This is a genomic window from Virgibacillus litoralis, assembly GCF_017873675.1.
Classification (GTDB): Bacteria; Bacillota; Bacilli; order Bacillales; family Amphibacillaceae; genus Lentibacillus; species Lentibacillus litoralis.
Map to the genome: position 1 here is coordinate 44,670 of NZ_JAGGKK010000002.1, position 23,306 is coordinate 67,975.

Genomic DNA, 23,306 nt, shown 5'->3' on the forward strand with positions numbered 1-23,306 from the left:
TATTACCTTGTCTTTATGGGGTTACTAAATCATGTAATAGTAGCTCAAAGACAAGTTCTTTGTCCATCTTCCCTTGCTTTATATTTGCATCAGCTTCAGTTAATTTTACAATGATATCCTGTAATCTTCCGATAGAGAACCTACCTTCCCTGCTCATCGCGATTTTTATTACATATGGATGAGTTGAAAGCTGTTTTTGCATTTGTGCCTGACTATATCCTTTTTGCTTTAATAGTTTAACTCTCAATATGGTCCGAAATTGAAAAGCCAATAAAGCAATCAACCCAATTGGTTCTTCTTTCATCTTTTCTAAATCTTTGTAAATGGAAATTGCTTTAAATAAGTTGCGTTCAATAACGGCATCTACCAGACGCAAAGAAGAATTACTTGCGGTATGTGATATTAGATTTTCAGCAATTTCTTTCGTAACAATTCCACCTTCACCAACATACAATGCGAGTTTGGTTAGTTCATTTCGCAACAGATGCAGGTCAGTAGAGAGCTCTGTCTCAAGCATTTCATAGGCATCTTCTTCAATGGTTATTTTCAAACTTCCCGCAAGATTCGTGATCCAGCCCCTCAGTTCATAATCCTTTATTCGGTTGCAAGCTACGACCACGCCATTTTTTTTAAGTGCCTTGCTCACTTTTTTTCGTTCGTCAATTTTTTCATATGGCGCTATTAGTATAATCACCGAATAATCAACAGGTTGTACTAAGTAACGGCTTAACACTTCCAGATCATGTTCAAAGGATAATTTATCTGGTTTAGCCTTTAAAAAAGAAGCATTACTGGCGATAATTAACTTTTTTTCACCAAAAAATGGATAAGTTTCAGCGTCAGCTATTACCTCTTGAATAGGTGTCTCTTCCAAATCATATGTAGATAAATTATCATTGCTCTCATCTGGTAACACTGCTTTTGTTACGTACTTCGTAATATTTTGTATGAAATAAGACTCTGTTCCGTATAATAAATATACTGGTTTTATTTGCTTCTTCTTTACTTGCTGTAATACCTCTGAGTATGCCATACTATTCACTCCAATACGATATAAACAATCGTAAAACGTATCCCATAGAATAGCAAGGGGTTTTTTTAAGAAGGCTATTTTCTATATAATTGTCGTTGTTTATTAGAAAAATTGTTATTCGCCAGGTCTCTGTGGTATATTCCAAAAATCTAACAACAACTAATATACCGCTCAAAAGTGCGCATTTCTGCAGTAACGCATTTTATAATAGCGAAGAGTAAATAGCAACAAACCTTACCGAAAAATCAAGGATAAAAAGGAAAGAGGGGGATTAAATTAATAATTCCCCTCCGCATCTATATAAACGCTTAAAATCCAGCTCTAGAAACTGTATTTTAAACGATGTTTGTTTAGTTATAGAATTACCTGTAAAATCAAAAGTATAGATGTTAACTCTTACTAAATATGGTGACTTTTAATTTTGTGTGAAATTTTTAGTTCATAAGTAGATTTTTTTATGTATTTATTTTATACTTGAGTTTGTATAGGAGGGGTAGATGTGAACGAATTTGAAAAGGACGTACAGTCAAAAAATAATGATGTTGTAGATTCAATTAAAGGTTTTGGATTCTCATTTCTTTTCTTTGTCCTAATTTTTACCATAGGTGCAGTAATTAGTGTAGCTGGCTCTTAAAATCGTAATTAATTATTAGAAACTTGGTATTCGCCAAGCATTAATGTCGAGTGCCTTAGTTGCACTTATGCAATTAGAAGGTACTTTTACTTTCTTACCTGTTAAAAAGAGACTGACATCATGCAGTCTCTTTTTGTGTACAATTACAGCCTATGGAAAATAGGTGAAAAACGTTCCATCATCGTCTTTAAAATAATATTGTATTGCACCGTGCTTATCGGTTCTGAGTAATACCACGTTTTGCTCTTCAAGTGTTGTGATTACTTCATTGTGCGGATGTCCATAACTGTTATTCAAACCAACAGATATTAGTGCATATGCAGGTATAATTTGTTTAAGAAAATCTTTACCGGTTGAGGAATTACTGCCATGATGCGCAACCTTTAATACGTCAACTTTTAAGTTAGGATATAAAGATATGATTTCTTTTTCTGTTTCCTTTCCAATGTCACCTGTGAAAAGCCATGACTTTCCTCCAAGAATTGTATATAATACAAGTGAATTTTCGTTCGAATTCTGTTTATCCTGATTTGGTGAAAGCACATAAAAAGACTGTCCCCCAACCATTATTTCTTTATCTGTTTCAAATCGTTCAACTCGAGTTTCTGCTTTAACTAATAGACGGGATAATTGTTCATCAAATTCATAGTACTCACTAACAATTACCTTATTCACCTCAACATTATCTAACATAAACGGTAAGCTACCCATATGGTCACTATCTTCATGTGAAATAAATAGTGCATCTAATTCCCGAATACCTCTGGAGAGTAAGTATGGTTTTATAATTTGCTTATAAACACCTGGAGTATACCGACCATCTTCAAAAGACATTCTTGCTCCTGCATCGATTAAAATTACACCTTTTCGGTAGGGAAGTTCAACAACCATCGCATCTCCCTGGCCTATATCAAGCATCGTTACAGATCCAACCGGAGAAAAGTACGGTCTTAGAGCAATAGCCATGATTACCATAGTCAGGAAACACCCATATATAAAAGATTGTTTTAACTTTGCAAGTTCCAGTTTTTTCAGAAATATAAGCAAAATCGAGTAATACACTATTGTACTACCAAGTGAGAACGATCCTATAACCCATGGATAGTATGAAATTTGATCAATAAAATAAATAAACGATATGAAATGTTCATGTATCCAGTTAAAAAGTGTTTCAATGTATGGTATGAGGGTTCCCGCAAATAGAGAGAGTGGTAGCAGCAGGAACATAAGCGGAATTACAAAGAACGAAAAATAAGGAACAACTATGACATTTAATAAAATGGAAAGTGGCTGAAAAGTGGAAAAATATAATAATTGAAGTGGTAAAATTACCATCTGGGAAAGAAAACTTATTTTAAGAATCGAAAAGAAAGATACATTTGTTTGCGCTAACCACCTTTTTGACAGAAGAAGCCCCATCGTGACGCTGAAAGATAATTGAAATCCAATACTATAGATAATATATTTATCCAGAAAAATCAGCATGATAAATACCATACTGAGTACATCAGTTACACTGAATTTATACTGCACTTTATTTATGAACAGAAATAGTAATACCATTGAACTTGCGCGCCATACTGACGGCTCTCCACCAGCGATTAAAGCGTACAATGGTAAGAAGAATATTACCACCCACTGTGCTTTTTCCCTTGTCAGGATATTAAGCCTGATAAGCAGGAAATATAGTAATCCAACAATCAATCCAACGTGAAGCCCGGATATGGCTAACAAATGCGAAAGATTCCACCGCTGAAACAAGTCTACAGTATCTTCAGGCATCTGGGAATCATCTCCTAATACGAGAGCATTTAACCATACAGCTGTCTGTGGACTAAGCTTATCTAATGTATAATTTATTAAACTTGTGCGGATTGTGTGGATTTTATTTAAAGTTGATGAACCACTGCAGTCAAGACTTTCCAATGAGTTAATTACCACTTCATGTGTAATCCCTTTTGACAGCAAATAATGCTGATAATCAAATTGACCTGGATTCCTGCTTTGACTTGGCAATTCTGGAGTACCCTCAATATTACAGGTGGCACCAAATTTTAAACTATGTTTTATCTCCTGCTTATTTTTATAGTAAACAATAAGTAATTTTTTGTTTGAAGTATACTCTTTTAATTCGAAATCAATTTTTGAAGATGATTCATTAATGGGGCTTACTATCCGACCTGCTAAGTCAGTTTCATGTGCTGTATTGGTTTCTTCTGTATGGAGGATTGTTTCTAGATTGGGGATATAAAAGTAGAAAAAGATGGAAAGGGCTATAGAAGTAAAAGTAATTAACTTCCCTAGCCGTCTATCATAGTACAAAACAAGCAGCCATATAAAAAATACCAGTATAAACCAATTGCTATGGTAGATGATGGATAACGCACTGCTGACAATTCCTAATGCCGGAACATACCAATATCCTTTCATGTCTGGTCCCTATAAATCAAATAAATTATCAGCTTCTATTTTTAACGCATCATACTTTTGCTTGTTGTTCGTTTGTGATTTAAGTTCTTGAAGCAGATTATTTATGTATGCTTCTTTTTCCTGATATTGCGTATCCACAGCTAAATATGTCAATTCTACCTTATTGGTTTGCACCCCAGCATCCTCAAAAAGCTCAATAGCATATGGATGGTTTTTATAATCTTCAGCATAATATACGGTTTTAATCCCACTTTGGATAATCTGTTTGCAGCACTGCAAGCATGGAAAGTGTGTTACGTACATCTCAGCACCTTCTGTTGGAACTCCAAATTTGGCACATTGTAATAACGCATTAGCTTCCGCATGTACTGTACGTACACAATGACCATCTATTACATAACAACCTTCATCAATACAATGAACACTTCCGGAAACACTTCCATTGTAACCACCTGCTATAATTCGCTTTTCGCGTACAATTGTTGCACCAACCATAAGCCTAGTACATGTACTTCTAAGTGCCAATAAGTGACTTTGTGCCATATAATATTGATCCCAAGTTATCCTTTCCATTGTTAAACCACCTTTATGTCATATTATTTTATAGTTTACAATTTCTCTATTATTTTGGTCAACAAACCTATGGAATTTGTACATCATCCTTCAGATTTTCAAGTGTTTTCTCGCCAATCCCTGAAACCAGTAGCAGGTCATCAATTTTTTTAAAAAATCCATTTTCTTCGCGGTACTGCAAAATGGCCTGTGCCTTCGATGGCCCTATTCCATTTAAACCCTCGATTTCTGCTTTGGTAGCATAATTTATCCTTACCTTGTCGTTTCCACTCACATTCGGTTCGTTCCCTGCCGAGGTTTCCCCTATTTTGGGAATAACGATAATCATTTCATCTTGAACTTTTTGAGCAAGATTAACCATTGTCTGATCTGCACTTTTGGTAAAGCCACCGGCTATTTTAATTACGTCATCAACACGAGATTTTGAATCCATTTCATAAACTCCCGGCTGTAGAACTTCACCTTTTACATCAATAATAACTGTTGGAGGCTGGTCAGGAATTTCTTCTTTCAATATATTGGTTGAGGTAGATGCAGAATTTAATTGGGTTGCTTTTTCATCAATTTCATCATTATTTAATAATAAAAAACCACTAATGGCTATAACAATGACAATCAAGAAAATATTTTTTCTGAGGAGTTCAAGCAATTTGAAGTCACTTCCTTTGAGGTTTAATAGAGGGTATTTGAAGGGTCTATAATTATCTATTCGACATTCTTTTTAATAATCCTCTTTCAAAATTAAACGATCGGAAATTATTTCTCCGACCGTTTTTCAGCTACTATAAAGATTCTCTCGGATTCTGCATTAATATTTTCATTTATTAACGAAAAGTCACCAGATAAATGCTTTATTTTAAAGCCGGTCTTTTTTAATAAATGGGAATAAAAATCAACTGAATATGTACGTTGATGGTGATATTCATCAAATCGGGAATACTTCTTTTGATCAGCTACAAAGAATGTTAAGTCGTGATACATTTCTCCTTGTTCTTCTCCCTCCGAACAAAACCAGATATATGAAACATCATCATTTACTTCGCCAAAAGTCTGATTTACCATGTTATGCTCAACGTGAAAAAGGGAGTGAACATCAAAAATAAACAGTCCACCTATCTTCAATGAATCTGCTGCGTTTTGAAAAACAGTTTGCAGCTCGTCCTCTTGCGTTATATAATTAATTACATCACAGTAACTTACTGCTACATCCTGATTTATAACTCCATTTAAATTAATTAAATTCTGGTGAATCCACTGTATATTAAGCCTTTCGGTGCTTGCGCGCTGTTCAGCATAGCTCAGCATATCACTAGAGTAATCAACACCTGTCATACGATATCCTTCACGAGCCAACCTCGTAGTAATCTGGCCTGTGCCACAGCCTAAGTCAACTATTTTTTCGACTGATTTCCCTAATTGACTGATAATATTAATTGTAAATGATTGCCACTGGTCATATGGAGCGTCATTCATTAACCGGTCGTATATGGTTGACATTTGTTGATAACTCATAGGATTATCCATTATTGTCCAACACTTAATTCAACTTTTGATGCGTCGCCCCATAATCGTTCTAAATTATAATATGAGCGCTCTTCCTTATGGAAAACGTGACATACAATATCACCTAAATCGACTAAAATCCAGCGAGCCTGTTCATAGCCTTCCAGACGGTTAATTATAATATCTTCTTCTTCCATAGAATCTTTTATCGACCTCGCAATCGCTTGAACCTGACGTTCATTACTTCCATGACAAATTAGAAAGTAGTCCGTCATTAACGATACATCCTGCATATCCAAAGCAACAATATCTTCCGCTCGTTTATCATCACATGCATTTGCAATTAGTTGAATAATTTCTTTGTTATCCATTAATTTAATTACCTCCGTTTAATCGTCTTGTTAAATCATTATATGCATAAAAGGTGTCAGGATAAACACAAACATGTTTACTAACCAGGAATTGAATTGTATTCCGTAACGCCATCCAAGTAGCACGATACAAATCTACTTCAGCCATTTCCCGAACCTCTTCTACACCTGGAAATGACCGTCCAGGCTCAATATAATCAGCTGTAAAGATGATCATATCCATCTTACTCATATCTGCCTTACCTGTTGTATGATAGTGAATTGCACTATGGATACCAGTATCAGATATACCAAATTCACGAGCTATTATTATTGAAGCTACTGGTCCATGCCATAATTCATGATGGTGTTCGAGTAAATCCTGTGGCAACTCACCTTCTTTAATCACCTGTTTCATATACTCCAATGAAAAATATTTGGCATAGTCGTGAAAAATGGCAGCCAGCTCCACTTTATCGACAGGTTCGCTGTACAACTTCGCTAATTTTACCGCAGTTTCAGCTACACGTAACGTGTGTTCAAACCTCTCCGTTTTCAGATAAGGTTTCACAAGACTAATCGCTTCCTCTTTTTTCATACAATTGCTTCTCCTTTATATAGGTTTCAACCGAATCCGGCAGCCTATATCTAACTGATACATTATTGGTTAATCGCTCTTTTATATTAGTTGAAGATATCTCAATGAGAGGGATATCCACTTCTATAATTGGATATTCACTGTTTAATTTATATCCTTGGCGTTTGACACCAACAAATTTAACCATGGTTAATAAATCATCTATATTTCTCCAATTTGGTAAATACTCTACCATATCCGCACCAATAATAAAATGAAATACAACGTTAGGGTTATCTTTAGTCAATAATTTCATTGTATCAAACGTAAAAGACTTGCCTAAACGATCTACTTCAATCGTGTTTAATTTAAAATTCGGGTTACTATCGATTGCTCTTTTCACCATTTCAACCCGATGCATTGCCCCAATGAAAGCCTTCTCTTTGTGTGGCGGCTCTTGTGAAGGAATAAACCAGACTTCATCAAGCTTCAATGCAACTCGCACTTCTTCAGCTATTATCAAATGACCGAGATGTGGCGGATCGAATGTACCGCCCAATATACCTATATATTTCATTCCAAACTCCTTTAAGGTAACTGAATATGTTTATTCTCCTGAGACTCTTTGTAAAGTACAATATTATTGCCAATAATCTGAGCTACTTCCGCTTCCGCCCCAGCCGATAACTTTTCAGCAACTGTATTTTTGTCTTCCATACAGTTCTGTAAAATACTAACTTTAATTAATTCTCTCTTTTCAAGAGCTTCACTAATTTGTTCAATCATATTGTCATTAACACCTGTTTTACCTACTTGAAATATAGGCTTTAATTGGTTTGCTTTTGAACGCAAAAATCGTTTTTGTTTTCCTGTTAGCATACATTATCTTCCTTCCAAAATAGTTTTTAGTTGCTGATCCATATTATCAATAGGTATTTTCTTATTTGTCCAAAGTTCAAATGCATATTGTGCTTGATACAACAACATCGTATGGCCATAATGAATAGACGCCCCTGTTTTCTTCGCATCCATCAAAAATCTAGTGTTTAACGGCTGGTAAATAATATCACTTACAACACTCTTTTGATTAAGTGATTTGATTGGTATTATCGTATCTTCAGTATTTGGTTTCATCCCAACTGATGTCGTTTGAATAATTAAATTATAGCTATTAATGGATTCTTGTGCTTCATCCAGCGACAATATTGATGTCTCAACATTATTATCTCCAAGTATTGCTATTGCTTTCGCACTTGAATGTGTACGGTTTGCTATATCAATCTGCGTAAATCCTTCTGATTTCAACCCATAATAAATTCCATAAGCAGCACCGCCGGCACCGAAAATCAGAATTCTATTTTTTTTATCGTGAAAGATTTCCGGAAAATTTTTTCTGAGGGCGATAACATACCCGATTCCATCGGTATTATAGCCTATCCATTTACCATTTTTACAAACTACTGTGTTAACCGCCCCAATTATTTCAGCATTCTTATCTAAGTCATCCAGATAATTTATTATTTGCTTTTTGTACGGAACGGTAACATTAAATCCATCTAATCCACTTTCTTTTATTCGCTCTAATTCCTGCTCAAACGTATTATCTGGACTAATTTCCATAATTGAATATGTGCCTTTCATTCCGGATTTTTCCAGAAATTGATTATGGATCCAGGGAGATAGAGAGTGTTTTATGGGGAAACCAATAAGTCCCAGCTTCATATGCATACTATACTAGTCCTCCTATAAAAACGATCTTCGGATTGAAACATTAACATCCTTAGGACTGTGCGCAGCAACTGTAACGTTACCAGTTGGAATAGTTACCCACCCTAGTCCAGGGAAAACAATGTCTGTTTGTTTATCTGTAATTCGATACGTGCTTTCAATTAACCTAGGTAATGTTTCAATTGATTTATCATCCGGCGGAGATAAAAGACCGCCTTTATGTTCACTTAATAGCTGATCAGCCTTTTCTAACTTTGTCCGATGGATCGTTAAGTCATTAGAAAAATAACAAACAAACGACTGCCTCTCACCTTTGACAAAGTCCAAACGTGCTAAACCTCCAAAATAGAGGGTTTGTTGATCATTCAATTGGTATACCCTAGGCTTGATTTCTTTGTTTGGTGTTATTAGCTTGAGATCATTATCTGATATATAATGTGCTATTTGCTGTTTATTTACGATACCAGGTGTATCAATTATTGATGTATCGCTATCCAGAGGTATCTCGATAAACCCTAAAGTTGTACCAGGAAAATAGGAAGTAGTTATCACATCATTTACGCCATTTGACTGCTGTATCAACCGATTTATAAAAGTGGATTTCCCAACATTTGTTGTACCAACAATATAAACATCATTTTTGTTTCGATACTTTTCAATAGCCTCAGTCAATTCTGCTAAACCATATCCTTTTACTGATGAAATAAGGTATATACCTTCCACTTTTATACCAGCCTCATTAGCAGTGGCTTGAAGCCATTGTGTTAGTTTACGCTTGTTTGTTGATTTAGGTAACAAATCAATCTTATTGCCAACCAATAGAACTGATTTATCGCCTATAATGCGGGGAAGACTTTTTATCATACTTCCATTTACATCAAAAATATCTATTACATGAACAACAAGCCCTTCAGTATCCCTAATCTGGCTTACCATTGTTAAAAAGTCATCATCCGTCATGGAAACATCCTGTATTTCGTTATAATGTTTCAAGCGGAAACATCGTTTACATAGAACAGATTCTTTATCAAGGGTCGATTTTGGTGTGTATCCGACTTCATCAGGATTAGTTGATTGTATTAGGGCTCCACAACCTTGACAGTATATTTTCTCCATTCTCATTCCTCCCAGCTTATCTTACCTTTTTTATTCATGTAGCTTAATATTCGTCGTTCAATTTTTCGATTGATACGAGTAATTTTTCCATCAGTTTGAACTATAGGTACAACAAGTATCGTGTGAAATCCTGCGAAATTACCACCAAGCACGTCCGTTAAAAGCTGATCTCCAATTACTACAACTTCTTCCTTTTTCAGCTTCATTTCTTTAGCCGCACTTTTAAAAGCTTGACTTAATGGCTTCCTTGCACTAAACACAAATGGTGTATCAAGTGGTTCCGAAAATAGTTTAACGCGCTCCTGTTTATTATTCGAAATAATTGTCACTTTAATGTCTTGTTTTTTCATCTGTTCAAACCACTGAATGACTTCTGGAGTAGCATCCTTTACGTCCCAAGCCACAAGTGTATTATCCAAATCAGTAATAATTCCATTAATTCCTTTTTTTTTCAGCAAGGCTGGATGTATATCAAAAATGGTTTTCACATGTTCATTTGGTAAAAATTTTTTAAACAATTGTTACACCTCTTCATTTATGCTGCAAATGTATTGTTTTCTATGTAATTTTTCTGCCCAGGATATTATTTCCGTAGATACAGGTGCAAATAAATATTATAACTTAATCCTATAATAACTTTCTACATTAATAAAGAAATAATCCAATCCCAAAGTGTTATTTTTATTTATAATCATGTCATTTATGCCAAAAACCGTTCGACAATTTCTTTCAAATTTCGAGTTGTGGATAACTCTGTCAACAAAATCCACAGTGAAAAATCAACATTTTCGACGGATTTTTACCTTTTATACACAAGTTATCTACAAGCGATTGTAGATAACTACAACCTTGTTCTGCCTATCAATTCGTGGTAAATTATTATATAAGAACAAGACATACTAGATTTTGCTTCTCGCCAATGGCGAAAGCATAAGTTACACTTATGCAGTAAGAAAAGATTTATTCTTTCTTAACTGCAAAAAAAGTTAGGGGAGGGCTAAATTTATGGAATATTTGTCAGACGAACTGTTATTAGAATCCTACCATAAAGCAAATGAGTTAAATTTGAGCCCCGACTTTGTATATCTTATTGAAAAAGAAATCAGGAAAAGATCATTAACACACAAAATCAAATGTTCAAGTTGAATCGGTTTGCCAATAGAATAATCGTGACTATACTCATCCCTATCAATTAAATGATAGGGGTTTTTTATTTTATCTAGTATCAGATTATGATAAGCTATTTTGGTATAATAATAAATAATAAAGCTAGTCACGTAAATTAACTAAATGGATTCCCCGTTTCGTTCATACATACCTACCCGTATTCAATAAGGAGGACTACAAACAAATGATTTACATAGTATTAATCCCGCTTTTGCTTGCTTGTTTTATTCCATTTATAAGTAAGTTTAAAGACAAGATACATACCGGTATTTTTGTATTCATTATTCCCTTTACGATATTTCTATACTTTATTCGTTTCATCGGGAACGAATTCACACCAATCCATCAAACATATAAATGGATCCCATCTCTCGATATTAATTTCAATTTTTATTTAGATGGTCTCAGTCTCCTGTTTGCATTACTGATAAGTGGAATCGGCGCACTTGTTGTTCTTTATTCTATTTATTACCTTGATAATTCAGAGCGTTTAGGTCACTTTTATGTTTACTTAATCATGTTCATGGCCGCAATGCTTGGTGTAGTATTATCAGATAACATCTTTGTTCTTTACACATTTTGGGAATTAACATCAATTTCATCGTTTTTACTAATTGGATATTGGCATTTCAACGAACGGTCTAGATACGGTGCAATGAAGTCAATGTTAATTACTATCTTCGGTGGTTTAAGTATGTTTGGTGGCTTTATATTATTATCTGTCATTACTGGAACTACCAGTATTCAAGCGATGATTGCGCAAACTGATATTATTTTAGAAAGCAAATACCTGCCACTCATCTTAGGATTCATACTTCTAGGGGCATTTACTAAATCAGCACAATTCCCTTTCCATATCTGGCTGCCGGATGCAATGGAAGCACCTACTCCTGTAAGTGCCTACCTCCATTCTGCGACAATGGTTAAGGCAGGACTCTTCCTGGTTGCACGTTTTTCTCCTATCTTTTCTGGTTATGAGTGGTTTTTTATTATCGTAAGTATAGCTGGAATTGTTACGTTATGCTGGGGGTCTTATATGGCCGTGCGCCAAACTGATTTAAAGGCAATTCTTGCGTTCTCAACAATCAGTCAGTTGGGTATGATTATGGCAATGCTTGGATTTGGGACAAAAATTGCTGTCTTTGCTGCAGTATTCCACATCTTAAACCATGCTACGTTTAAAGGAAGTTTATTTATGGTCGCAGGTATTGTAGACCATGAAACAGGCACACGCGACATTCGAAAACTTGGAGGTTTATTAACCTTTATGCCAATGACAGCCACGCTAGCTTTATTTGGTACGTTTTCTATGGCAGGTGTTCCATTACCATTTCTAAATGGGTTTTACAGTAAAGAACTGTTTTTTGATTCAGCAATTCATTTAACAGAGGGAGTAAGCGATTTAGCAGGTTTTCTGGTACAAGTGATTCCTTACCTGGCAGTATTAGGCAGTATTTTCACCTTTGTCTACTCGCTGTATTTCTTCTTCGGTGTGTTTAGAGGGAAAAAACAACTAAACCAGTTACCTAAAAAACCACATGAAGCACCATTTGGTATGTTGATATCTCCAATCGTGCTTGTCCTAGGTGTTATCTTAATTGGACTGTTCCCTAATTTAGTTAATGGAACATTTATCGCCCATGCTGCAGAGTCAGTGTATGGAAGTGAGGTTGTTAAAAAACTTAAATTCTGGCACGGCATTGATTCGACTGCATTCCAAATGTCACTTGTTGTAGTAGGTATTGGTACAGTTCTTGTTTCAACACGGAAAAAATGGAATGGAGTTTATAAGTTACTCCCAGGAAAATTGAGTTTTAACAAAGCATATGATTGGTTAATCAGCATGTTGGATGTGTATTCAAATCGAATCACACGTTCTTATATGACGGGATCCATTAGGTTCTACTTCGCTGCAATTCTTGCTACAACATTAGTAGTTACATTCACAATCATGTTTATGACCAATGGTTTTACGATTCAATTTAATGAGTTGGCTGAGGTAACAATTGTAGAAATAGCAGTTGTTCTGCTTATGATTGCAGCTGCAATTGGCACAATCTTTACCAAACATAATGTAGCCGCTATTTTAACTGTGGGAGTTGTTGGTTATGGAGTGGCAATCCTGTTTGTTATTTATCGTGCCCCGGATTTGGCATTAACACAATTAGTAATAGAAACGGTTTCTGTAGCACTATTTTTACTTTGTTTCTATCACTTGCCAAAACTTGAAAAAAGTAATGAATCTTTAAGTACCAAAACTATAAATATAATTATTTCGATTGGCTTTGGTACATTGTTAACATTGATTGCAATAGCTTCCCATAGCACCAACAGTTTCAATAAAATTTCAGATTACTTTATTGAAACCTCCCATTCACTGGGTGGCGGTGATAATGTGGTTAACGTTATTTTAGTAGATATGCGCGGATTGGATACATTATTTGAAATTGCCGTTCTAGGTATTGCAGCACTCGCCATTTATAGCATGATTAACTTAAGAAACAATAAGGAGGAGAAATAATGGAAATTATTATCTCAATCCTAGCAGGTACACTATTTGCCACGGGAATTTATAATCTATTACAAAAGCAATTGTTGCGGATTATTATTGGCACAGTACTACTTTCACATGGTGCACACTTATTTATATTAACAATGGGGAAATTAAAAACAGGTGCCCCTCCAATTCTAATAGAAGGTGTTAACGAATATACAGACCCATTACCACAGGCGCTGATACTAACTTCTATTGTTATTAGTTTTGGTATCACCAGCTTACTGCTAGTGCTTGCCTATCGTACAGTAAACGAAAATAATACAGATAATATGGAACAGTTAAGGGGTAACGAACATGAGTAACTTAGCAGTTTTACCAATCATTATTCCGTTAATTGCTGGAATAATCCTAGCTTTTTTTCCAAAAAAATTAGTTTTAATCAGATTTTTAACAAAAGTTTTTTCTATTATAAATCTAGTTACTGTTAGCTATATAACCTGGAAAGTCTTTACTAGTGGATCCATCATAATGGAAACAGGTGGATGGGACGCTCCATTTGGAATTGTTCTGGTTGCTGACTCACTGGCAATAATTCTTGTTTTTACAACAAACATTCTCGCAGTAGCTTGTGCTTTTTACGCTCCATATTCATTAACTGATCGAAAAGAACAATATTATTTCTATTCGTTCTTTTTCTTCTTAATATCTGGGGTTTCAGGTGCCTTTCTTACAGGTGATTTATTCAACTTATTCGTTTTCTTTGAAGTATTATTAATGGCCTCCTATGCACTGATCGTTTTGGGTGGCGAAAAAGTACAGCTTCAGGAATCGATTAAATATGTATTAATAAATCTATTTTCATCCATCCTGTTTGTAACTGCTATTGCATTTTTATATTCTGTTGTAGGAACTGTTAACATGGCACAGATTGCCCAACGTGTACAAGATATTGAACAGCAAGGCATCCTAACAACTATTGGAATACTTTTATTCTTTGTGTTCGCAACAAAGGCTGCATTATTTCCTTTGTATTACTGGATGCCTAAGTCATATTTTGTACCGAATCCTGTTATTTCAGCTCTATTTGGGGCATTACTTACTAAAGTCGGCATCTACTCTATAATTCGTGTATTTTCGTTAATTTTTGTATATAAGATTGACTTAACGCATGAAATGTTTATATGGATTGCTGGATTGTCCATGATCTTTGGAATAATCGGAGCTCTATCAACCAATAATATCAAATTAATTGTTGCGTACAACATTATACCTGCAATTGGTTTTATTCTTATGGGGCTTGGTATTTTTAACGAAGATTCCATGAGTGGATCTGTTTATTATTTAATTCATGACATGCTTATCAAGACAACACTATTCTTAATCGTAGGAACGATAACCTACGTTGCTGGCACATCAGATTTACGAAAATTTAGTGGACTGATTCACTATTATCCTTTATTAGGCTGGCTGCTGTTTGTTGCTGCATTTGTTTTAGCCGGAATCCCCCCATTCAGTGGATTTATTGGTAAATTACTATTACTAAAAGGAGCCTTATCAAGTGGTGAGATAGCTATTGTTATTATAGGTTTACTGTCAAGCTTACTAATTCTTTATTCCATTATGAAAATATTTATTAAAGGATTCTGGGGAGAAAAGGATGAATCGCTTGAGCATAAATCCACTAAAGGACTAATTGCTCCAATCGTATTTCTATTATCATTATCTGTTGTGCTGGGAATAGGAGCTGAATTTGTTTATCCATCTATCGAATCTATTTCTGCATATTTGTTAAATCCGGAAGTATATATTGAATCTGTTTTAAAGGAGTAGTGTATTATGACCTTTCAGGTAGTTATTAACTTAATAATTGCAATTATGTGGATGTTTTTAAGTGAAAGCTATTCCGGAGCAAGCTTTATTGCCGGATATATACTGGGAATACTTTTGTTGCTTGTATTTAATCGTTTTATTCCGGATGCCTTTTATTTAAGACGCGTATATAAAATTATTTATTTAATGTTTTTATTTATAAAAGAATTGATATCATCAAACTTTGATATCGTGAAACTTGTTTATAAACCTAAGCTTGAGTTTGAACCAGGAATTTTTGCAATGCCTACCGAATTAAAAAGCAATTGGGAAATCACTTTACTTGCAAACTTAATTTCTTTAACACCTGGTACCTTATCCGTGGCCATTTCCAGTGACAATACCCATATTTATATCCATGCCATGCATATTGATGATATTGAAGATGAAATTCACTCTATCAAAAACACATTTGAAAAAGCTATTTCTGAGGTGACACGATGACAGAATTACAATCAATAACTGAAACCATTCTTGAAATTGTTACTAAAGTATGTGTAGTAGGCATTTCCATATCGCTACTGCTTCTATTATACCGAATCATTGATGGACCAACCAATGCCGATCGAGCTGTGGCACTTGATGCAATAGGTATCAATCTAATGGGTCTCGCAGCATTGGTTGCAATTATTATTTCAACAACCATGTTGAATGATGTTATCTTACTTATTGGAATCCTATTATTCATCGGGACGATAGCAATTGCAAAATACTTGGAAAAGGGTGTTATAATTGATAGAAATTTGGATTGATATCATTTTAGATTTAGTAATCGCCTTCTTTTTACTATCAGGAACATTCTTCATTCTATCAAGTTCTATTGGAATTGTTCGTTTTCCTGATGTTTATACAAGATTACATGCAGCTACCAAAGCTTCTACACTAGGTATTGCAGGTATATTAATTGGTGCATTTCTATTTTTATATGTATCAGACGGTATAGTTAGCGGAAAGTTGCTTTTAGCTATTGTATTTACACTGTTGACCGCCCCTGTCTCTGGTCATATGATATCAAGGGCAGCTCATCGGAACGGAGTAAAACCCGTTACTAAAAATAGAACTGACGAATATGAAGAAGCTATTCAAAAACATACCCAACATTAGAAAACTTGGCATACGCCAAGCCTTAATTTAGATAAGCCTTAGTAGCACTTATGAAGTGAGAAAGGTTTTATACTTTCTTAACTGCTTAAAAAGTAACTTTTTATATAAAAGTTACTTTTTTTTGTACCTTAATAAAGTAATTTGGGAATTTTGAATTAGATTAAAACTTTAAATGATTGGGTATTAAACATATTATAAAAATAATATATTTAATATGAATTTGGACAAAGTAAGAAGAGATTTTATAGATGAGAGGTTCTAAAATGAATACACAATTTTTATTATCCGCTTTAAAAGTAAAACAAATATATGGAACAGTACCTAAAGAAGTAATTGCTATTGAACAAGATTCACGCCAGGCAGTATCTGGATGTTTATTTATATGTACAACAGGATTCACCTTTGATGGGCACGACTTTTATAAAGAGGCATTGGAAAATGGAGCATCTATAATTGTTTCAGAGAGAAACCTAGATATGGACTTTGAAAAGTCCGCCTTAGTCATTGTTAGCGATACAAAAAAAGCAATGGCAATCCTCGCAAATAGGTTTTTTAACTACCCTTCTACAAAGATGACTACATTCGGAGTGACCGGAACGAATGGTAAAACTACTGTAACCAATCTAATTTATTCTATGCTGCGAGAAGAGAAAATTCAGGCTGGATTATCGGGAACAAACGGAATAACAATAAACGATGAATTAAAATCAACAGAAAATACGACTTGTGACACGATTACAAATCAGCGAATGTTAAAGAGTGCTCTAAATAATGGCATTAGCCATATGATAATGGAAGTGTCCTCACATGGTATTGCACAAGGAAGACTAAACGGTATTGATTTTGATATTGTTACGTTCACAAACCTTTCACATGATCATTTGGATTTTCACGGTACAATGGAGCAATATGGGTACACAAAAGGCATTCTTTTTGCCCAATTGGGAAATGATCTAACCAAGAATAAATATATCGTGTTAAATTACGATGATCCATGGTTTGAAACGTATAAAAACATATCTGCCCATGAGGTCATTTCATATGGTCTGCAGGAGCAGTCAGACTTTTACGCTAACAAGATTATTTTCCACGAAGATTTTACTGAATTCACCTTGCATACACCCGAGGGTTCATATTGTGCAAAAATGCGTTTGTTAGGAACCTTTAATATATATAACGCAATGGCCGCAATTGCTTCCTTATATGCAAGTGGATCATCTGTTGAAAGACTCGTAACTATTTTGCAATCAATATCACCAATCAGTGGCAGATTAGAAAAATTAGATATAAATGCTCCAGTAACCTTATATCTTGACTATGCCCATACACCAAATGCAATAGAAAGTTCGATACAAGCTGTCTTACCTTTCAAAACAAATAGACTTATTTATCTGGCTGGTACTGGAGGAGATAGAGATGATGAGAAGAGGCCACTGATGGCGGAAAAGGCATCAACAGCAGATTTTGTTATTTTAACTATTAATGATCCCAGATATGAAAATACTGAGAACATACTCAGAAATATGGAAAAAGGCATGCAGCATAATAATTATGTCTTAATTGCAGATCGCAAAGAAGCAATTACATATGCAATAGAAATTTCTGAACCAGGCGATATATTAATAATTGCTGGTAAAGGACAAGAAAATTACCAAATTATTGAGAATACAAAACAGCCATATAGCGATACTAGAATTATTAAAGAAGTATCATATAGAAAATTTAAAAAGTCTAAACCCACCCTGAATAAAAATAGTTAAATAAACCAGGCTAAAATTTTTCCGGACAGACACAGAACCATCCCTTCCTTCATAAAGATGTTATATAGGCAATAGCCCAGCCAGTAATTGAAGGAGGTGCTTGTGTTTGTCTGGAATATTAAGTGTTCTTGCATTACTGATTAAAGAAGCGCTCTTTTTTGTCTCCTACGTAAAAAACCACGCGTTCCCACAACCATTACCACCAGAAGATGAAGCAAGGTACATTCAGGCAATGCAAAATGGTGATGATTCCGCTCGAAATAAATTAATTGAACACAACTTACGGCTGGTTGCGCACATCGTTAAGAAGTTTGAAAATACTGGAGAGGATATGGAGGACTTAATTTCTATTGGGACGATTGGGCTAATTAAAGGAATTGAGAGCTACTCTACAGACAAAGGTACTAAACTAGCCACATATGCCGCTCGGTGTATAGAAAATGAAATACTGATGCATTTACGTGCATTAAAGAAGGTGAAGAAAGACGTTTCCCTTCACGATCCCATCGGGCAAGATAAAGAAGGAAATGAAATCAGTCTGATTGATATCTTAGAAGCTGAAAATGAAAACATTATTGAATATATTCAGCTAAACATGGAAATCGATAAGTTGAAACACTATCTATCTATTCTTGATAATAGGGAAAGAGAAGTTATCATTTACCGTTATGGATTAGGAAAGCAAAAAGAGATGACCCAGCGGGAAATTGCTGAGAAATTAAATATTTCCAGAAGTTATGTATCCCGTATCGAGAAAAGAGCGTTGATGAAAGTTTTTCATGAATACTATCGGAAAGAAAAAAGAGCTTAATAAAATTTGACATTCGTTAATGGATTCTTATGAAATCGTACTTCGCTTTCTTAGCAGTAAGAAAGTATAAATCCTTTCTTACTGCATTAGTGCAACTAAGGCTTATCTATATTAAGGCTTGGCGAATGCCAAGTTTTCTAAGAAACCTTTATACTTTTGAGTTCAGGCCTTAATATAAAGAAGCCTTTTACTTATGCTAGTAAAATGTAAAGAACAAAAGCGCAAGCGCCTGTTCAGCGCCGTATGGACTGCGCTCAGCGCTGTGGGTGGGTCGAAGTTGCCGCGCAAAGCGGCGGTCTTAGTCGATCTTCCTTTTCCCTGAGATAAAGGATACACGAAGAGCGTAAGCTGCCCCACAGGACGTGGGGTAGTTCGACGTTGCCACAGGATGTGGTGGTTTTAGTCGAACATCCTTTATTTCTTATCATAGACACGGGGAGGGAAGTCCACTAGGCGCTAGGCGCTGGCCGGTGAGAACGCCACGTCCTGTGGCGTCACCGGCACTAGTACGTCCTGTACGTCGGAGCTGGACGTCGCTGATTCGGAAGTCCAGTTATCCACAGCACTTAAATTTTATAATATCCTATACTACAAAAAAGCGCGATGACTAAAAATCATACGCGCTCATTTTCTTGTATTTTTATTTTTAGACGATGAGATTGAAAGATTAGCCATCCTGCAACGAATGTTGTTGCAAAAGCGAGTAGTGTTAATGAACTCCCATCTGGGGATTGACGAATATACGTATTAATAATTGCACCCATATATAGATATGAAGCCAATATCAACAATGTTGCTGTAAAACGGCGATAGTCCTTTAATTTTAATTCTAATTGCTCTATATTCAACTTCATAGTATCTCCCCTTCCTATATATGAATCATAACATATGAAACTATTACTATAGGAAGGTAATTCTTGGATGCATTAGATTGTTTTAATCATTTTCATTATTAAGTTAGCTGCATTCTTAGCTGCATCTTCAAGGAAAGCATCAAATGAACTAGACGACTGTTTACCAGCTATATCAGATAATGCTCGAATAATAACAAATGGTTTATTGTATTGATAGCAAACTTGTGCAACTGCTGCTGCTTCCATTTCCGCTGCAAGCATCGTAGGAAACTTTTTGTGTACAAAAGCTACTCTTTCCGGATCATCCATAAAAGAATCGCCTGTTGCAATAATACCTTCGTTAAAGTTGATATCCAAGTCTTTTATTGCTTGTGTCGTTTTTGCAATTAATTCTGTATCCGCAGCATACATTGCCGGCATATCAGGAACCTGACCATATGCATAATCAAAAGCAGTAACATCTACATCATGATGGACAACCTGTGTTGAAATAACAATGTCTCCAACCTCTAAATCATTTGAAAAACCACCAGCGGATCCTGTGTTAATCACCTTAGATGGTGCATACCTTTCATGCATAATCGTCGTTGCCATTGCAGCATTTACTTTTCCAATACCTGATTTAAGTAAGACTACATCCTGACCAAGTAATTCGCCCTGCACATACAAGCAATTTGCAATAGTAGCTTCTTTTTTGTTTGTCATCTGTTCCATTAACAGAGCTATTTCTTCGTCCATTGCTCCTATTATTCCAATCGTCATAGCAGTGCCTCCATTATGAAATATGCCTATTTATTCAAATCGATATTTTTGGTCGTTTTCTTTTAGTTTCTCTACTTTAGTTGGTTTCCATCCCTGGCCATCAACCCAAGTTAGATATACACGGTAAATTTTTGATTCATCCGGATTTGATGTTGTCGTTTTGACCTTTTGATTTCCGTTACGTTCAATCCACCACATAGTAAAATTGTCTTCATTTAAATCAGTCGCTAACGCAACAGCTTTACGCATTTCATTTCTATCCTGGGAATTCTCAGTATAGTTTATTGTATGCTGGCCCGTCTGTTCTGTCCCAACAGGCTCCCAATTTCCAGTATATGCGTCTGCAACGTTGTCACCCGAGGGTTCAGCCTGCTCTGTTTCTGCATCATTATTATTTTCTTCTTCTGTACCGGTATCATTGGAACTATCTGACGTACTGTTGCTATTCTCTGATTCATTTTCTTCTGTAGCCGATTGCTCGTCCTCTTTAGGAGTTGACTCATCTGGACTTTCAGGTTGTTCTGACTCTTCTGGTGCTGCATTTGATTGATTTTCAGCAGATTGATCAGCCTCATTATCACCTCCAAAAATAATTACTCCTAGTAATACAATAAAAAGTAAACTACCCAATACTAGAAAAACCGATAATGATTTAGTATTTTTTCTTCGCTTTTCAAATTTATCCACACGTGAATAATCGTTGAAATCAGACATTGCCTTTACCCTCCCATACTATACACTACTATAATATCATATTTTGTTAGAGAAGATATATGTCATGTTTAGAATAGATAATTATGACTATATTATCATGAAAGTTTGTTTTTTGAAGATTACTGCTTTTTTCCAATAAATGATATTAATATCTGCAACGTATTGTTTATGTAATTTAAGTTTTATGACACACTCTTGATATACACTACGTGCGCACCTTAGAGCAACAATTCAGCTTCAGCAGAGTGCCGGCGGTGTAACCGAGTTTATTCCAGCTGTGTGATTGGAGATCCACACTAAGTACTACAAAACGAATCCTCTGGTCTGTTCGCAGGCACTTATATCGATGGAAAAAACAGCCTTTGAAACAATAATGGGATGCCTACGTGGGACTCGTGTGTCCTGTAACTCTAAACTTGACGGGTAATTCTCTCTAATGTATGTAAAACAAACAGCCATTAAAAAAAGCGAAATGACTATTCATTCCGCTTTTTTCATGTTTAGGAAACTATAAAATTTAATGAAGATGCGCTTGCGCTTATGTTCTAGCAATTAATCAATTTTTATGATTTGTACCTGGATATCTCCACCAGGAGTGGCCACCGATACTTCAGTGCCGATTTCATGACCAAGTAAACTTTTAGCCATAGGAGAATCATTGGAAATCTTACCCTCAAATGGATCAGCCTCAGCACTACCCACAATAGTATAGGATTCTTCCTCTCCATCAGGGAACTCTTTGAACGTCACAGTTTTTCCTAATGATACTATGTCTGGATTTTCATTATCATTTTCTATTATCACTGCGTTGCGAATCATTGTTTCGACATGGCTAATACGTGATTCAACAAATGCCTGTTCATCTTTAGCTGCATCGTACTCAGAGTTCTCAGATAAATCGCCGAAACCTCGTGCTTCTTTTATTCGTTCAACTACCTCTTGTCTTCTCTCCGTTTTCAAGTAATGCAGTTCATTTTCTAACTTCTCTTTCCCCTCTTGGGTCATATAAAAACTTTTCTCTATTGCCATTTAAAATACACTCCTTTTATCTAACAGTTCGAATAAAATCATAAAACAATATGATATTACTGCATTTATGTCTTTAATATCCTGTGAAAAGCTATACTAAACACTACTATGGCAGATTTAATTTAAATTTTCAATACTTTTACATTAATTGTTTTGTCGATTTTTAGATAATATTTTCTCAATTTTAGTGGCCATAATATCAATCGCCACATGATTTTGACCACCTTCTGGAATTATGATATCAGCATACCTTTTAGTCGGTTCCACAAATTGCAGGTGCATCGGTCGAACATTATTAGTATATTGATCAATAACAGAATCCAATGTTCTTCCGCGCTCCTTAATATCTCTTAACAGTCTGCGAATAATTCGTACATCCGAGTCTGTATCAACAAACACCTTTATATCCATTAAATCAACCAAACGAGGATCCTCCAAAATTAGAATACCCTCCAGAATTATAACCTCTTTCGGTTCAACTGGAATCACTTCTTTAGAACGTGTATGAACCTTGTAATCATAGACCGGCTTCTCGATTGTTTTGCCATACATAAGATCATGCAAATGTTCTATCAATAAATCATTATCAAATGCTAATGGATGATCGTAATTAGTATCCAGTCTTTCTTCAAATGGTAAATGACTCTGATCTTTATAATAATAATCTTGTTCTATTACAAGAATTGTTTTATCTTGGAAACGTTGACAGATTGAACGGGTTACAGTCGTTTTACCGCTCCCGCTTCCTCCAGCAACACCTATAACAACTGGTTTTTCAGGCATGAGAATAGGTTC

General features: G+C 35.3%; 27 protein-coding genes. 10 read left to right on the plus strand and 17 right to left on the minus strand.

From position 1 onward, the window contains the following. Nucleotides 1-13 precede the first annotated feature (13 nt). Nucleotides 14-1,033 (minus strand): DNA polymerase III subunit delta, encoded by a 1,020-nt coding sequence (holA, locus tag J2Z82_RS02495; protein WP_209479222.1) that lies wholly within the window; start codon nt 1,031-1,033, stop codon nt 14-16. A gap of 499 nt (nt 1,034-1,532) precedes the next feature. Between holA and J2Z82_RS02500 the strand changes: the two genes are divergently transcribed. Next, a complete protein-coding gene (locus J2Z82_RS02500) occupies nt 1,533-1,667 on the plus strand; it encodes a YqzM family protein (RefSeq protein ID WP_092492505.1) in 135 nt (44 codons plus the stop codon). Nucleotides 1,668-1,817: 150 nt separating this feature from the next. Here J2Z82_RS02500 and J2Z82_RS02505 read toward each other — a convergent pair whose 3' ends face one another. The 11 genes from J2Z82_RS02505 to J2Z82_RS02555 form a co-directional block, all read right to left on the minus strand. Next, complete coding sequence (locus J2Z82_RS02505; RefSeq protein ID WP_209479223.1) at nt 1,818-4,097, minus strand: DNA internalization-related competence protein ComEC/Rec2; 2,280 nt, start codon at nt 4,095-4,097, stop codon at nt 1,818-1,820. A gap of 9 nt (nt 4,098-4,106) precedes the next feature. Beyond that, the gene (locus tag J2Z82_RS02510; protein ID WP_209479224.1) at nt 4,107-4,670 is read right to left on the minus strand and encodes a ComE operon protein 2; all 564 of its coding nucleotides are present in this window, start codon (nt 4,668-4,670) and stop codon (nt 4,107-4,109) included. 67 nt (nt 4,671-4,737) lie between these two features. Continuing rightward, nucleotides 4,738-5,319 carry a helix-hairpin-helix domain-containing protein gene (locus J2Z82_RS02515; RefSeq protein WP_209479225.1) on the minus strand — a complete coding sequence of 194 codons (582 nt, stop codon included), beginning with the start codon at nt 5,317-5,319 and terminating at the stop codon, nt 4,738-4,740. A gap of 107 nt (nt 5,320-5,426) precedes the next feature. Next, on the minus strand, nt 5,427-6,194 hold the full coding sequence (locus J2Z82_RS02520; protein ID WP_245251052.1) for a class I SAM-dependent DNA methyltransferase: 768 nt from the start codon (nt 6,192-6,194) through the stop codon (nt 5,427-5,429). Further along, nucleotides 6,194-6,544, minus strand: a complete 351-nt coding sequence (gene rsfS, locus J2Z82_RS02525) for a ribosome silencing factor (protein ID WP_209479226.1) — start codon at nt 6,542-6,544, stop codon at nt 6,194-6,196. The genes J2Z82_RS02520 and rsfS overlap by 1 nt, the downstream gene beginning before the upstream one ends. Nucleotides 6,545-6,548: 4 nt before the next feature. Further along, nucleotides 6,549-7,121 (minus strand): bis(5'-nucleosyl)-tetraphosphatase (symmetrical) YqeK, encoded by a 573-nt coding sequence (gene yqeK / locus J2Z82_RS02530; protein WP_209479227.1) that lies wholly within the window; start codon nt 7,119-7,121, stop codon nt 6,549-6,551. Further along, nucleotides 7,099-7,677, minus strand: a complete 579-nt coding sequence (locus J2Z82_RS02535; RefSeq protein ID WP_209479228.1) for a nicotinate-nucleotide adenylyltransferase — start codon at nt 7,675-7,677, stop codon at nt 7,099-7,101. Before J2Z82_RS02535 ends, yqeK begins: the two co-directional genes overlap by 23 nt. A gap of 11 nt (nt 7,678-7,688) precedes the next feature. Beyond that, entirely contained in the window at nt 7,689-7,979 is a 291-nt protein-coding gene (yhbY, locus tag J2Z82_RS02540) for a ribosome assembly RNA-binding protein YhbY (protein ID WP_209479229.1), read from the minus strand. A gap of 3 nt (nt 7,980-7,982) precedes the next feature. Beyond that, the gene (gene aroE, locus J2Z82_RS02545) at nt 7,983-8,828 is read right to left on the minus strand and encodes a shikimate dehydrogenase (RefSeq protein ID WP_209479230.1); all 846 of its coding nucleotides are present in this window, start codon (nt 8,826-8,828) and stop codon (nt 7,983-7,985) included. A gap of 15 nt (nt 8,829-8,843) precedes the next feature. Beyond that, nucleotides 8,844-9,944 carry a ribosome biogenesis GTPase YqeH gene (yqeH, locus tag J2Z82_RS02550; protein ID WP_209479231.1) on the minus strand — a complete coding sequence of 367 codons (1,101 nt, stop codon included), beginning with the start codon at nt 9,942-9,944 and terminating at the stop codon, nt 8,844-8,846. A 2-nt stretch (nt 9,945-9,946) separates the two neighbouring features. Next, the gene (locus tag J2Z82_RS02555; RefSeq protein WP_209479232.1) at nt 9,947-10,462 is read right to left on the minus strand and encodes a YqeG family HAD IIIA-type phosphatase; all 516 of its coding nucleotides are present in this window, start codon (nt 10,460-10,462) and stop codon (nt 9,947-9,949) included. Nucleotides 10,463-10,949: 487 nt separating this feature from the next. Here J2Z82_RS02555 and sda point away from each other — a divergent pair, with 487 nt between their 5' ends. From sda to sigK, 9 genes are all read left to right on the plus strand, one after another. After that, nucleotides 10,950-11,090, plus strand: a complete 141-nt coding sequence (gene sda, locus J2Z82_RS02560) for a sporulation histidine kinase inhibitor Sda (RefSeq protein ID WP_209479233.1) — start codon at nt 10,950-10,952, stop codon at nt 11,088-11,090. A 205-nt stretch (nt 11,091-11,295) separates the two neighbouring features. Beyond that, a complete protein-coding gene (locus J2Z82_RS02565; protein ID WP_209479234.1) occupies nt 11,296-13,632 on the plus strand; it encodes a Na+/H+ antiporter subunit A in 2,337 nt (778 codons plus the stop codon). Beyond that, nucleotides 13,632-13,970: a Na(+)/H(+) antiporter subunit C gene (locus J2Z82_RS02570; protein WP_092492491.1), complete on the plus strand. Its 339-nt coding sequence runs from the start codon at nt 13,632-13,634 to the stop codon at nt 13,968-13,970. The genes J2Z82_RS02565 and J2Z82_RS02570 overlap by 1 nt, the downstream gene beginning before the upstream one ends. Beyond that, nucleotides 13,963-15,438: a Na+/H+ antiporter subunit D gene (locus J2Z82_RS02575; RefSeq protein WP_209479235.1), complete on the plus strand. Its 1,476-nt coding sequence runs from the start codon at nt 13,963-13,965 to the stop codon at nt 15,436-15,438. Before J2Z82_RS02570 ends, J2Z82_RS02575 begins: the two co-directional genes overlap by 8 nt. 6 nt (nt 15,439-15,444) lie before the next feature. After that, on the plus strand, nt 15,445-15,921 hold the full coding sequence (locus tag J2Z82_RS02580; protein ID WP_209479236.1) for a Na+/H+ antiporter subunit E: 477 nt from the start codon (nt 15,445-15,447) through the stop codon (nt 15,919-15,921). Beyond that, nucleotides 15,918-16,229 carry a Na(+)/H(+) antiporter subunit F1 gene (locus J2Z82_RS02585; RefSeq protein ID WP_209479237.1) on the plus strand — a complete coding sequence of 104 codons (312 nt, stop codon included), beginning with the start codon at nt 15,918-15,920 and terminating at the stop codon, nt 16,227-16,229. The genes J2Z82_RS02580 and J2Z82_RS02585 overlap by 4 nt, the downstream gene beginning before the upstream one ends. Continuing rightward, nucleotides 16,210-16,581, plus strand: a complete 372-nt coding sequence (mnhG, locus tag J2Z82_RS02590; RefSeq protein ID WP_209479238.1) for a monovalent cation/H(+) antiporter subunit G — start codon at nt 16,210-16,212, stop codon at nt 16,579-16,581. The genes J2Z82_RS02585 and mnhG overlap by 20 nt, the downstream gene beginning before the upstream one ends. A gap of 263 nt (nt 16,582-16,844) precedes the next feature. Beyond that, the gene (locus tag J2Z82_RS02595; RefSeq protein WP_209479239.1) at nt 16,845-18,341 is read left to right on the plus strand and encodes a UDP-N-acetylmuramoyl-L-alanyl-D-glutamate--2,6-diaminopimelate ligase; all 1,497 of its coding nucleotides are present in this window, start codon (nt 16,845-16,847) and stop codon (nt 18,339-18,341) included. A 106-nt stretch (nt 18,342-18,447) separates the two neighbouring features. Further along, nucleotides 18,448-19,152, plus strand: a complete 705-nt coding sequence (gene sigK, locus J2Z82_RS02600; RefSeq protein WP_209479240.1) for an RNA polymerase sporulation sigma factor SigK — start codon at nt 18,448-18,450, stop codon at nt 19,150-19,152. A 614-nt stretch (nt 19,153-19,766) separates the two neighbouring features. On the opposite strand, the gene J2Z82_RS02605 is transcribed toward sigK, so the two are convergent. From J2Z82_RS02605 to udk, 5 genes are all read right to left on the minus strand, one after another. Beyond that, complete coding sequence (locus J2Z82_RS02605) at nt 19,767-20,006, minus strand: YrhC family protein (RefSeq protein ID WP_209479241.1); 240 nt, start codon at nt 20,004-20,006, stop codon at nt 19,767-19,769. A 72-nt stretch (nt 20,007-20,078) separates the two neighbouring features. Next, complete coding sequence (gene mtnN / locus J2Z82_RS02610) at nt 20,079-20,768, minus strand: 5'-methylthioadenosine/S-adenosylhomocysteine nucleosidase (protein WP_209479242.1); 690 nt, start codon at nt 20,766-20,768, stop codon at nt 20,079-20,081. 30 nt (nt 20,769-20,798) lie between these two features. Next, nucleotides 20,799-21,482 (minus strand): YrrS family protein, encoded by a 684-nt coding sequence (locus J2Z82_RS02615; RefSeq protein ID WP_209479243.1) that lies wholly within the window; start codon nt 21,480-21,482, stop codon nt 20,799-20,801. A gap of 552 nt (nt 21,483-22,034) precedes the next feature. Next, nucleotides 22,035-22,511, minus strand: coding sequence for a transcription elongation factor GreA (gene greA / locus J2Z82_RS02620; RefSeq protein ID WP_209479244.1), 477 nt, complete (start codon nt 22,509-22,511; stop codon nt 22,035-22,037). Between the two features lie 144 nt (nt 22,512-22,655). After that, nucleotides 22,656-23,294 (minus strand): uridine kinase, encoded by a 639-nt coding sequence (gene udk / locus J2Z82_RS02625; protein ID WP_209479245.1) that lies wholly within the window; start codon nt 23,292-23,294, stop codon nt 22,656-22,658. Nucleotides 23,295-23,306 lie beyond the last annotated feature (12 nt).